A 12,668-nucleotide genomic window follows, 5' to 3' on the forward strand; every position below is an offset into this window, starting at 1 on the left:
CGGGCTCAGCGGCCGGTAAAGGCGGCCGGGCGCTTTTCGACAAAATGGCGGACCCCTTCGCGGAAGTCCTCGCTGCGAAAACTTTCGACCATTTCACGGTTGGCCTCGGCCACGTTTTCCCACAGCGTCTGGAACCGGGCATTCCAGAGCTGCCGTTTCATCACCCGAACCGAGCGCGGCGACGCATTGGCGGCGAGGTCGCGGGCATAGGCGAGGGTTTCATCCAGAAGCGACTCGCGCGGGTAAAGCCGGTCGACCAACCCGATGCGCAGCGCCTCGGCGGCGTCGAAACGGCGGGCGGAATAGAGCAGATCGGCGGCCACCCCGGGCGCCATGCTGTGCTGCATCAGCCATGCGATGCCATGCTCGGCAATCAGGCCACGGCGCGAGAACGCGGTGGAGAACACCGCCTTGTCCGAGGCAAACCGCATGTCGCAGGTCAGCGCAAACACGATACCCAGCCCCGCCGCCGCGCCATTGATCGCGGCGATCACCGGCTTGGAGAGCGCGGGGAAATACAGATAGCGCGCCTGAAAATCTGGCCGCGCCTGCGTGTCAAAGGGGCGCATCATGGCCGGATCATGGATGTCGCCGGGCGCAAGGGTTTCCAGCTCGCCCATGTCCATCCCGGCGCAGAAGGCGCGCCCCTCGCCGGTCAGCACGATCACCCGCACGGTGTCATCGGCATCGGCGGCGGCCATCGCTGCGCGCAGCTCGCCCTCCATGACGCGGGTGATGCCGTTCATCTGGTCGGGGCGGGCGAAGCGGATGACGGCGACGTGATCGTCGATTGTGTAGCGGAGCTGGGTCAGGTTCATCATGCGGTTCCAATGGCCGGGGGCAGTTGCAGGGAGCGGTATTCAAGGAAAGAGGCGAATCCGTAGGTGCCGTTTTCGCGCCCCATCCCCGAAAGGCCGAAGCCGCCAAAGGGGGCCTCGGGGTTGAAGGGGGCGCCGTTGATGTCGATCTGGCCTGCGCGCATCTGCCGGGCCACCGCCATCGCACTGACATCATCGGGGCCCCAGACCGCGCCCGCCAGCCCGAACCCGGTGCCGTTTGCGATCCGGATGACCTCATCCGTGTCGGCATAGGGGATGATGCACAGGACGGGGCCGAAAACCTCGTCCCGCGCAATGCGCGCGGCCGGATTGACCCCGGAAAAGATGGTGGGACGGACGAAATTGCCCGCTTCCAGCCCTTCGGGCGGCTCGGTGCCGCCACAGACCAGTTCGGCGCCCCCGGCCAGCGCGGCCTCGATATGGGCGATGACCCGTGCCTTCTGGGCAGGGGTGGCCAGCGGCCCGAGTCGCGTTGCCGGATCGAGGGGATCACCCGGGGTGAAGCGCGCCGCCGCAGTGCGCGCAAGTTCCACAATCGCCGCCTGCATTGTTGCGGGCACGATCAGGCGGGTGATGGCCGAACAGGTCTGGCCGGCGTTCAGGAAGGCGCTGCCAAGGGTGGCGCGCACGGCCAGCGGCGCATCGCAGCCGGGCAGCAGGATTGCCGCAGATTTGCCGCCCAGCTCCATGCTCACCCGCTTCATGGCACCTGCCGCACTGGCCGCCACCTGCCGGCCCACGGTGGTGGAGCCGGTGAACGAGACCACGTCAACCTCAGGATGCGCGACCAACGCCGCACCGCAGACCGCGCCGTCGCCGATCACCATGTTGAACACGCCCGCTGGCAGCTTGGCGCTGATCACGGCCTCGGCCAGCGCGATGGCCGCTGACGGTGCGATTTCCGAGGGCTTCAGGACCACGGTGCAACCGCAGACAAGCGCCGTTGCGATCTTGGCAATGATCTGGTGCAGCGGATAGTTCCAGGGCGTGACGCAGCCCGCGACCCCCAGCGGCACCCGCTCTACCAGCGAATGGCCGCACTGCCCCGCCCAGGCAAACGCCGGGGCAGCGTTGGCCGAAGCGCGCAACGCCGCGACAGGGGCTGCGACCTGAATGCGCACGGACAGTTTCAGCGGCATCCCCGTCTCGCGGCTGATGGCGCGGGCCAGATCGTCCTGACCGGCTTCCAGCGCGTCGGCAATGGCGTGCAGATAATCCACCCGCACCGCGACCGGCAGCGCGGCCCAACCGGCAAAGGCGCGCCGCGCGGCCAGACAGGCCACCGCGACCTCGGCCTCTCCGGCCAGCGACAGCGTTTGCAGGACGGCGCCGGTTGCGGCTTCGGTCACATCGAACGGCACCGGCGCTGCGGGGCGCTGCCAGGCGCCATCGACAAAGAAACTGCGGTCACAGGGCATCTGCGCTCCTTGAGGGTGGGAAAGGGGAAAAAGGGGCCGGGGCCGTTCCCCGGCGGCTTGATGGCCACCGGGGATCTGCGTCACGGCCGAGCCGGACTGAGTCAGCCGGGCTGGCGCGCCATGGCGTCGGCGCGGATCGCTTCGGCGTCGAAGTTGTTGATCTCGTCGATCAGCTCGTTGGTGATGAACTCCTCGGGCTGAACAACCCGGTCCACCAGCCCCCAGTTGGCCAGATTCTCAAGATAGGCCCCATACATCGGTATGGCGCCATAGCCCCATTGATGGTTCATCGCCTCGGTCGGCTCCCAGATCGCGCGGCGCATCGCAATGAAATCCAGATCGTTCTGCATCAGCTCGGCCCGGTCCATCCCCGGCGTGCGGGTTTCAGGATAGACCTCGTAAAGGATGTTCAGCGCGGCTTCGGGGTTGGCGAGGGTGAAGGTCGCACCCTTGGCATAGGCGCGCGCTATTCTCGTCGCCTGGTCCCTGTTGGCCTCGAAATACTCGGCTGACGAGAATAACGCCAGCGAGGGTGCGTCCAACTCGGGCACATCCAGTTCGCGCAACGGGCTGCCAAGACGCCCGATCACCGCATTGGCAATATCCCACATGGCAATCGCATCGACCTCGTTGCGGCGCAGCGCAAGGGCCGCGTTGGCCGGTGCGCCAACGGCGATCAGCGAGACATCAGCTTCGGGATCAAGCCCGGCGTTGGTGAACAGGCCTTTGACAAGCGTCACCATGACCGAAGACATGGAGGTAACGCCGACCCGCCTGCCGCGAAGATCGGCCACGGCCTGCGCATCCGATGCCTCGGGGACGGCCACGCGCCATGTCGGCCCGCTATAGAGGGTAAAGAAGCTGCGGCCCTCAAACCCCCGGGCGACGATGGACACGACGGGCTCCAGCGCGGGCAGCGCATAGGGAAGCTCGCCATTGGCCACGAAGGTCACACAGTCATTGCCGGATGAGACCGGCACCAGCCTGAGTTCAAGCCCTTCCTCGGCGAAGTAGCCTTCGCTTTGCGCGACCGCCCAGGGCACGGCGCCGCTGTTGATGACATTCGTGCACCAGCCGATGCGGACGGTCTCCAGATCTGTTGCCGCGCCGGGCGCCGCCGACAGGCAGGCCATGCCAGAGACAAGGGCCGCACCGAAGAGCTGCCTTCTGGCTATCGTATTGAACATGGTCGATCCTCCCAATGGATATGCGCGGGCGGTGTCAGTGACCGCTCCTGCGCATTTGACTGTAGTTGTGTGCGCGCGGAAAGGGTGAGGGCTGAACTGCGCCGTTTCTGACCATGAAACGGCCCGCCACGCGGCCCTGTGCGCCATCGGCGCCTTCATGCTCCAGATCAGGTTCCGGGCCCATTGCTGACCGCGCCGCCCGGCACGAAGGTTTCGCCCTGTCTCAAAGGCACCGAAAGCGGATCGAGGAGGCATTTGGCCGGGTCAAAACCGTCGGAGCCATGACGTTGCTCAACCGGGACAGGCAAACACTTGCATGAGGACCGGGCGCATCAGGAAACCAGACAGAGCGGCCCCTGGGCAAGGGCCGCTCTGTCTTCTGTCCAGTGCTTATATTATGCGACAATCCGGCTTCGGTGCTTTCGCGACACGCGCTACAGCGCTTCTCCTTTTCGCCGAAAACGAAGAAGCGCTGTAGGCTATTGTATTGGCATGATTTCAAACGAAAAAGTCTGCGATCTTTTTCTGAAATCGCCTTAGAACCGGGCCGTGAACCCCAGCCGGGCGGTAAGCCCGCGCCCGCTGCGGAGTTCACGCGCCTCCATACCGGAACCGGCATAGCTATAGGCCACGTTGGTCACGTTTTCGACGCTGAAATGCGCGCGGATGGTATCTGTCACGTCATAGGAGGCATAGAGATCATACAGCCGGTAGGAATCTGTCGGCTGGACACTGCCGAAATAGGCCGCCTGCCCTTCTCCGACATAGCGCATCTGCGCGCCCAGTGTCAGCCGCTCGTCAAAGAGGCGCACACCACCGCCGAGGGTGTAATAGGTATCGGGCAGGATACCGGAGTCGCCGTTGCCGATACCGGCGCCCTGCCCCACGGGCTGATCGGTCCGCGCTTTGGTAAAGGAGGCATTCACAAAGGCGTTCCGCATATCATAGCTGCCTTCAATCTCCCAACCGCGCATATGCGTGGTTCCGGGCCTGTTGACCCACATCGCTGTCACGCCACGCCCCGGCACATTGACAAAATCATTGACAATGAAGTTGTCGATCCGGCTGCTGAAATAACCGACGCGCAAGCGCAGGGCATCGCCATGGCTGAAGACATTATCCCGGGCAAGGTTGGCGCCCAGTTCCCAGCTTCGGGCAGTTTCAGGCTCAAGGTTCAGGTTGTTGGCAGCGCCCGTGCCAACACCCGCGCCGATCGGAATGAGCGAGAACAGCATCTCCTGCACGGTTGGTGGCCGGAAGGTATGCGAATAGCCTGCGCTGAACTGCAATCCCTGTATCGGCTCGGCAGCAAGTTGCAGCCGCGGCAGCACCCGTCCGCCCGAGCGGTTGACCGTCGCATCACCGCAGGTCGGACCGCCCGGCGGGCAGTCACCAACCCCGGGCGCAATCGGCGGTTGATAGCCCGACATGCGCCAATGGTCATAGCGCAGACCCGCGTTCAGCGTGTAGATACCGCTCTGCAGCGTCGCCTCGGAGAAGGCGCTGGAACGCCTGAGCTCTCCCGGCGGGTTGCCGCCGCGCAGCGCGTTCACGCGGTAATCATCTGCCCCATAGGAAATTCCCGTAACCATGGTTCCGGATGCCCCGCCGAGCGAGAAACGCGCGGTGTTGGTCAGGTTAAAGCCGTATCCCAGGTTCTCTGTCTCGCGCCCCCGGTAAGAGCCACCGATCTCACCGTCATAGGTCATATCGGTGTCGTTATAATATGCGCTGAAATCAAGGTTCAGAAGCGGATGCCCCGAACGGTATGAATAATCGGCGGTGAAGGTCGAATTTGTCAGCCCCTGCCGGTAAGAGCCATAATCGAATTCATTGTCATATCCCCGCCAGCCAAGGCGGAACTCATGCTGGCTGTCCGGCGCGATTTCCACTTTCAGGATGGCGCCCGTCGGGCTGTTGGCGGCGTTCAGGCCCGCTGGCAGCTCTTCGCCGTCGCCCGGTCGATCGCCGCGTCCTCTCTCATAGTTCGAAAAGTTCGAGCGGGCGAACCCGGCCATGATGCTGAACCGCCCCGAACCATCCGCACGCAGGGCGCCGCGCATCGCCCCCGCAACCATGCCGGAATAATCATAGCCGTTGGTGCCAATGGTCTGGCGCGTCAATATACCGCTGTTACGGCCCTCAAGCAGCACGTCATCGGCGCTGAGCGTCCGGAAGTTGGCGGCACCTGCCAATGTGCCGGCCCCGGCAGCCCCCGAAACCGGCCCGCGGACGACATCGATACCGCCCAGAAGCTCTGGCTGCACATACAGCATCGAGCCGCCGGACGAGGCATGGCCCGCGACGTTCCTGAAGGTTTGGGGCACGCCGTCAATCATGGCATTGACCCGCCCGAACCCGCTGAGCCCGCGGATATTCACCTCGATCCCCGGCTGGTTGCTGACCTGCCGGGTAAAGGTGCCGGGTGTGGCGCGCAGCGCCTCCTGCGGGTTGCCCCCGAACCTTAGCTGCACGTCCTCGCCATCGGTCGAACTGACCGGCCCGGGCCCGGATACCGTGCCCGGCGCTTGATTGAGAACCAGCGGCGGAAGCACGGTCCGGCCGCGCTCTGGCGCGGCGTCACGGGTTTCTTCGTCAACCTGCTGGGCAAGCAAGGGAAACGGGATGGCTGCCGCCGCGAATAGCGCGATGGCGGATGCCCGCAAATAATATGCGGATAGACGACCTGACATTCAGACCTCCTGAGTTTACGGGAAACGGGATGCCTTGGTGTGTCTGGTGAATGGTCACAATACATTCCTGGGTGTACGGCAATGCGCCTGACCGCTTGCCGCCTGTTAAGTGAATAAGGGTGCAGCCGGACATATCCGGCGGGCCTTCATTCCTGACGGCCCGTTTACCCTTTGATTGGCTGGGGAGACGTGACAGATCCACGCCGCATACAAGTCTGTCGGCCAGACCTGCTGGCGGAATCTGCTCTTCGGCGATCCGCCGCCCTTGCGGAACCCGCTATGCGGGCAATTGAGCTGGCCTGTTGCTTGCCGGGCAGTTACTGACTGAATTACTCAGCTATGTCAAGCGGATGATCCCGCCGGTACCGGGCCAGAACAGCGGAACAGCAGGAAAAAACGGGGCCGCTCTACAGTGTTCCGGCTTTCGTTGAATCAGAAGATGCGTAATCTGTTTCCGACCTGTCGAACCCCCCAACCAAAAAACGCTGCCAGCCTTCTTTTAATTTCTCTAACGCGCCAGCGCGGGCAGAAAGGTGGCGATCTGCGGGAAAAAGACCATCAACAGGATGACCGCAAAGATCGGCAACAAAAACGGCACCACCGCCAGCGCCACCTTTTCAAACGGCAGGCCGGTAATTTCGGTCAGTACGAACAGCACATTGCCGAAGGGTGGCGTGATCACTCCACAAGACAGGGTCAGCACCATCAGCACGCCGAAATACACCGGGTCGATCCCCAGCGCCTGAATGGTCAGCATGAAGATCGGCGTGAAGATCAGGATCGCCTCGACCACGCTCATGAAACAGCCGACGGCCAGAAAGAACAGCACGATCGCCAGCAGGATCGTGGTGTTGCCCACCTCAAGCCCGGTCATCAGTATGGCCAGTTCCTGCGGAATGCGCAGCCGTACCAGAAGCCAGCCATAGAAGGTGGCGATGCCGATGATAAAGAGGATGATGGAGGAAAAGCGCACGGTGCTGGACAGAACGCCCAGGAGAAGCTTCCAGTTCAGCTCCCGGTACACCACCGTGCCCAGAAACATCGCGTAGACACAGGCAATCGCCCCGGCCTCGGTCGGGGTGAACATCCCGGTCCAGATGCCGCCGACGATGATGCCCGGCGTCAGAAGCGGCGGCAGCGCGCGCCAGAACAGCCGCGCCAGTTCGCGTGCGGCGGGACGTGGCGACAGCGGCATGGGCAGCCAGAACGACATGATGAAACTGGTGATCATGAAACTCAGGCCCACCATCAGCCCCGGCACCAGCCCGGCCAGAAACATCGACGCCACCGAGGTGCCCGATTGCCAGCCATAGACCACCAGCGCGATCGACGGCGGAATCATCGGCGAAATCACCGCGCTGGCCCCGGTGATGCCCACCGCAAAGCTGCGCGGATAACCACGCTCGCGCATCGCCTTCAGCTCAAGCTGGCCCAGCCCGGCGACATCGGCCACGGCGGTCGAGGACATGCCGGAAAACATCATCGAGGCCAGCACATTCACATGCCCCAGCCCGCCCCGCACCGACCCCACCAGCGCATTGGCGAAATCAAATATCCGCGCGGCGACGGTGCCGACATTCATCAGCGCGGCGGCAAAGATGAAGAACGGAATGGCGAGAATGGGAAAGTTGTTGAGCCCGCGCAGCATCTGCAGCGCGAACAACTCGGCCGGGATGGCGGTGATGCCCTCGCGGATCACCAGCACCGCAAGGCAGGTCAGGCCGATGGAAATGGCGATGGGAACGCCGATGGCGAACAGAAACACCGCGCTTTGTCGGCCGCCCCGGTTGAGCGCAAGTCGCGCAGTCCGCAAGGCGGGGAAAGCAACTTCATCAGGAGCTTCGAAATCGAGTCAACCAAGTTTGGCGAAGTCGAGCCGTTGAACGTTGAGCTGTGGACGCGACGGGTAGGCCAGAGCATATCCGACTGCTGTGCTCATGTCGGGATTGCCCAGGTGCGCCAGGCAAAGGACCCATCGATTTCTGGTCCGTCGCGTGATTCACCGCTCCTAAAACTGAGCGGTGACATGTCTGATCTCTTCTGGCTAAGCGAGGCGCAGATGGCCCGCTTGGAGCCCATTTCCCGAAGTCCTCGCGCCATCCTTCCAGCATCTCGACCGCGTTCCAGTCTCGATTCTTCGGCCACTACCGCGAACGGCTCAAATGCGAGTGGGGTGGGCAGGTCGCGGGCATAGACCGCCAATTGGCGCAACATCGGCCGCAGCCCTTCCAACGCGACGACCACAGGTTGGATCAGTTCCTCGACCCGTTTGCGATCGGCAACTGCCGCCTGCAGTTGCTCGCGCTGAGCCTCCACCACAGCGCGAAACTCGGCGGGCTCCCAAGTGATTTCGCAGACGGGGCATCGCTCTTCAGGCGAAACAGCTGGCGATGTCGTGTGCACGTCCAGCGGGAAGGTGCTCACATCATGACCAAACAGGCGCGCCGCCTTTCCCGTCAGCCAGGCCCATTAAATTTCAACGATTCACGACGTGGTGGCAGGAAATCCCCCGCCCGCATCTCGCCGAAATGGCCCGTCTGGCAGAGTTGCACCCGCCGGAACACAGGGCCCACACACATCCGGACTAGCCGCATTTCGAATGGCCGCAGGCGCGGCAGGTCATGCAGCCTTCGATCATGACCATCTCATAGGCCCCGCAGGACGGACAGGCCGCGCCGCGCTTGCCCGCGCCCATTGCCGCCACCTTGGCCTTGGGGTCAGATTTCAGGCCCAGACCGGCGCCCTCGATAAAGCCGATGCGCACCAGATGCTCCTCGATCACCCCGCCGATCGCGGCAAGGATCGAGGGCACATAGCGGCCCTGCATCCACGCCCCACCGCGCGGGTCGAACACGGCCTTCAGTTCCTCCACCACGAAAGACACATCGCCCCCGCGCCGGAACACCGCCGAGATCATCCGCGTCAGCGCCACGGTCCAGGCGTAATGCTCCATGTTCTTGGAGTTGATGAACACCTCGAACGGCCGCCGCCGGCCACCGACGATGATATCGTTGATGGTGATATAGATCGCATGCTCGCTGACCGGCCATTTCAGTTTATAGGTCTGGCCCTCCAGCGCCTCTGGCCGGCCCAGCGGCTCGGACAGATAGATCACCTCGGCGCCGGTATCGGCCTGCGGCGCGGCCTCAGTAGCCTCGGAGACGGTCAGCACTGAACCCGTGACATCATTGGGCCGGTAGGTGGTGCAGCCCTTGCAGCCCATGTCCCAGGCTGCCAGATAGATATCCTTGAAGGCATCAAAAGTGATATCTTCCGGGCAGTTGATGGTTTTCGAGATCGAGCTGTCCACCCATTTCTGCGCCGCCGCCTGCATCTTCACATGGTCGATGGGTGCCAGCGTCTGGGCATTGACGAAGTACTCCGGCAGCGGCGCATCGCCCTTCAGGTCACGCCACATCTGCACGGCGTAATCCACCACCTCCTCCTCGCTGCGCGAGCCATCGTTTTGCAGCACCTTGCGTTTGTAGGCATAGGCAAAGACCGGCTCGATGCCTGAGCTGACATTGCCCGCATAAAGGCTGATGGTGCCGGTGGGCGCGATAGAGGTCAGAAGCGCGTTGCGGATCCCGTGTTCGCGCACCGCCTCGCGCACATCGTCATCCATGGCGCGCATATTTCCGGAATTCAGGAACTTCTCGGCATCGAACAGCGGGAAAGCCCCCTTTTCGCGCGCCAGATCGACCGAGGCCAGATAGGCCGCCCGCGCAATCGCTTTCATCCAGTCCTCGGTCTGCGCCACCGCACCATCCGATCCGTAGCGCAGGCCCAGCATCAGCAGCGCGTCGGCCAGCCCGGTGACGCCCAGCCCGATCCGGCGCTTCAGCCGCGCCTCTTCGGCCTGTTGCGGCAGGGGGAAGCGGCTGGCGTCAACTACATTGTCCATCATCCGCACGGCGGTGCGCACCAGATCGTCCAGCGCTTCCATATCCAGCGCAGCCGCCCCGGTGAAGGGTTCGCTGACCAGCCGCGCAAGGTTGACCGAACCCAGCAGGCAGGCGCCATAGGGCGGCAGCGGCTGCTCACCGCAGGGGTTGGTGGCGGCGATGGTCTCGCAATAATTCAGGTTGTTGGCCGCATTGATCCGGTCGATGAAAATCACCCCCGGCTCGGCGTAATCATAGGTGGCGCGCATGATCCGGTTCCACAAATCGCGCGCCTGAACGCTGCGATAGACCTTGCCGCCGAACATCAGATCCCAGGCGCTGTCGGCCTTGACCGCCTCCATGAACGGGTCGGTCACCAGAACCGACAGGTTGAACATCCGCAGCCGGGCGGCATCCTGTTTGGCGATGATGAAATCCTCGATATCCGGGTGATCGCAACGCATGGTGGCCATCATCGCCCCACGGCGCGAACCCGCCGACATGATGGTGCGGCACATCGCATCCCAGACATCCATGAACGACAGCGGGCCCGAGGCATCGGCCGCCACCCCCGTCACCGGCGCACCGCGCGGGCGGATGGTGGAGAAATCATAGCCGATGCCGCCGCCCTGCTGCATGGTCAGCGCGGCCTCCTTGAGCATGTCGAAAATACCGCCCATGCTGTCAGGGATCGTGCCCATGACAAAACAGTTGAACAGCGTTACCGCCCGGCCGGTACCCGCGCCTGCGGTAATGCGGCCAGCGGGCAGGAACCTGAAATCCTCCAGCGCGGTGTAAAAGCGTTCTTCCCAATGCGCGGGGTCGGCTTCCACCTCGGCCAGCGCACGGGCAATACGCCGCCAGCTGTCTTCCAGCGTGACATCGACAGGTTTCCCGGCCGCATCCTTCAGCCGGTATTTCATGTCCCAGATCTGCTCGGCGATGGGGGCGGCGAAGCGGTTCATGCGCAAATCCTGTGGTGCTGGTGAGAGACCTGCCAAGATAGGCCCCCCCGGGGCGCGGGTCAAACCCTGAGGCGGGTGCCCGGCGGAAAATCCGCGCCCGCGCGCCGCCCTGCGCAGAACCGGCTGAAAACGCCGCGCGCCCGGTTGCCTCCGCCGGTGCGGCGGCCTAGATAGCAGGGCCATGAACGCCCCGCTCAACCTGCTCAAACTCTGTGTCGGCGCCGAAAGCGTCGAGGATCTGGTGCACTGGCAGGACAGCCAGCGCCACCGCTGGCCCGAGGGCTGCACGCGCCATGTCACCCGCATGTGGCCAAAACGCGAGGCGGAACTGCTTGAGGGCGGCTCGCTTTACTGGGTGTTCAAGGGCGTGGTGCTTGCGCGTCAGCGTATCCTGCGGCTGGAAGCGGTGGAGGGGGAAGACGGCATCACCCGCTGCGGCATCGTCATGGATGCGCCGATCATCCGCACCGAACCCCAGCCCCGCCGCCCCTTTCAGGGCTGGCGCTACCTCAAGGGCGAGGACGCGCCGCGCGATCTGCCCGCCCATCGCCCCGGCGATGACAGCCTGCCCCCCGAACTCAGCGCCGCGCTGGCCGATCTCGGCCTGCGCTGACCCGCCGGGCGGAGGAAGGGCGCGCACGCGCCCTTGAGAGGGCTGCGCCCCCTCTCATTTCAATGAAAAGATCAGGGGGCGTTGCCCCCTCTGGGCCTGCGGCCCATTCACCCCCGCGTATTTCCGGCAAGATGAAAAGGGGCGGCGCCTTGCGACAGATCAAGGGCCACGGAACGATAGCGGCGTAGAATCTGCCTGCAACCCCGGCCTGCTGGCCGGAATTTTTCAGGACGAAAGGAATTTTCCATGCCCATGATCGCCCCCAGCGACCTCAGACTGCTCATCACCGGCGGCGCGCGCGGAATCGGCGCGGCGACCGCCCGGCTTCTGGCGGCACAAGGCGCGCGCGTGATGATCACCGATGTGATCGATGACGAGGGCGCGGCGCTCGCCGCTGAACTTAGCGCGCCCACCCGTTACCGCCGCCTTGATGTCACCGCGCAAGCCGACTGGGACGCCGCCATCGCGGAAGCGGAAGCGGCCTTTGGCGGCCTCAACGCGCTTTTCAACAATGCCGGTATCCTGGCGCTCGGCACCGTGACCGGTTGCACACCGGAAGATTTCCGCCGTGTCATCGACATCAACCTGACCGGCGCCTGGCTGGGCATCCGGCAGGTGGCCCCGGCACTGAAACGCGCGGGCGGCGGGGTGATCGTCAACACCTCCTCCACCGCCGGGCTTCAGGGTTACGGGGGGCTTGCGGCCTATGTCACCAGCAAATGGGGCCTGCGCGGGCTGAACAAAGCCGCAGCGCTCGATCTGGCACCGGACAATATCCGCGTGCTCTCGCTCCACCCCGGCCCGATCCGCACGCCCATGACCGACAAGATGCCCGACGAGACCGCCGCCGCCCAGCCCATGCCCCGCTTTGGCGAACCCGACGAGGTCGCCCGCATGGCGCGTTTCATGCTCTGCGAGGCCAGTTATTCCACCGGCAGCGAGTTTGTGGTCGATGGCGGCGCCGTCACCGGGCAGGTGTTGCGGCTGGAATAAAGCGCAGCCCGCCCCTTCATCTGTTCAAAAATATCCTGGGGGGTGAATTGGCCGCAGGCCAAGAGGGGGCAACGCC

General features: G+C 64.1%; 10 protein-coding genes. 2 read left to right on the forward strand and 8 right to left on the reverse strand.

The features are described 5' to 3' along the window. Positions 1–5 precede the first annotated feature (5 nt). The 8 genes from V7Q53_RS05850 to V7Q53_RS05885 form a co-directional block, all read right to left on the reverse strand. A complete protein-coding gene (locus tag V7Q53_RS05850) occupies positions 6–818 on the reverse strand; it encodes an enoyl-CoA hydratase (protein WP_333827527.1) in 813 nt (270 codons plus the stop codon). Next, complete coding sequence (locus V7Q53_RS05855) at positions 818–2,257, reverse strand: aldehyde dehydrogenase family protein (RefSeq protein WP_333827528.1); 1,440 nt, start codon at positions 2,255–2,257, stop codon at positions 818–820. Before V7Q53_RS05855 ends, V7Q53_RS05850 begins: the two co-directional genes overlap by 1 nt. A 101-nt stretch (positions 2,258–2,358) precedes the next feature. After that, positions 2,359–3,444, reverse strand: coding sequence for an ABC transporter substrate-binding protein (locus V7Q53_RS05860; RefSeq protein ID WP_333827529.1), 1,086 nt, complete (start codon positions 3,442–3,444; stop codon positions 2,359–2,361). Between the two features lie 536 nt (positions 3,445–3,980). After that, on the reverse strand, positions 3,981–6,137 hold the full coding sequence (locus V7Q53_RS05865; protein WP_333827530.1) for a TonB-dependent receptor domain-containing protein: 2,157 nt from the start codon (positions 6,135–6,137) through the stop codon (positions 3,981–3,983). A gap of 508 nt (positions 6,138–6,645) precedes the next feature. Beyond that, positions 6,646–7,902, reverse strand: a complete 1,257-nt coding sequence (locus V7Q53_RS05870; protein ID WP_333827531.1) for a TRAP transporter large permease — start codon at positions 7,900–7,902, stop codon at positions 6,646–6,648. Positions 7,903–7,989: 87 nt separating this feature from the next. Beyond that, positions 7,990–8,076: a hypothetical protein gene (locus tag V7Q53_RS05875; protein WP_333827537.1), complete on the reverse strand. Its 87-nt coding sequence runs from the start codon at positions 8,074–8,076 to the stop codon at positions 7,990–7,992. After that, a complete protein-coding gene (locus V7Q53_RS05880; protein WP_333827532.1) occupies positions 8,073–8,561 on the reverse strand; it encodes a hypothetical protein in 489 nt (162 codons plus the stop codon). The genes V7Q53_RS05875 and V7Q53_RS05880 overlap by 4 nt, the downstream gene beginning before the upstream one ends. A 160-nt stretch (positions 8,562–8,721) precedes the next feature. After that, the gene (locus tag V7Q53_RS05885) at positions 8,722–10,986 is read right to left on the reverse strand and encodes an adenosylcobalamin-dependent ribonucleoside-diphosphate reductase (protein ID WP_333827533.1); all 2,265 of its coding nucleotides are present in this window, start codon (positions 10,984–10,986) and stop codon (positions 8,722–8,724) included. A 181-nt stretch (positions 10,987–11,167) separates the two neighbouring features. Between V7Q53_RS05885 and V7Q53_RS05890 the strand changes: the two genes are divergently transcribed. Both V7Q53_RS05890 and V7Q53_RS05895 read left to right on the forward strand, forming a co-directional pair. Continuing rightward, positions 11,168–11,599, forward strand: coding sequence for a DUF1489 family protein (locus V7Q53_RS05890; RefSeq protein WP_333827534.1), 432 nt, complete (start codon positions 11,168–11,170; stop codon positions 11,597–11,599). A gap of 246 nt (positions 11,600–11,845) precedes the next feature. After that, positions 11,846–12,592, forward strand: coding sequence for an SDR family oxidoreductase (locus V7Q53_RS05895; RefSeq protein WP_333827535.1), 747 nt, complete (start codon positions 11,846–11,848; stop codon positions 12,590–12,592). Positions 12,593–12,668: the final 76 nt, after the last annotated feature.

This window comes from Pararhodobacter sp. (genome assembly GCF_036802785.1).
Classification (GTDB): Bacteria; Pseudomonadota; Alphaproteobacteria; order Rhodobacterales; family Rhodobacteraceae; genus Pararhodobacter.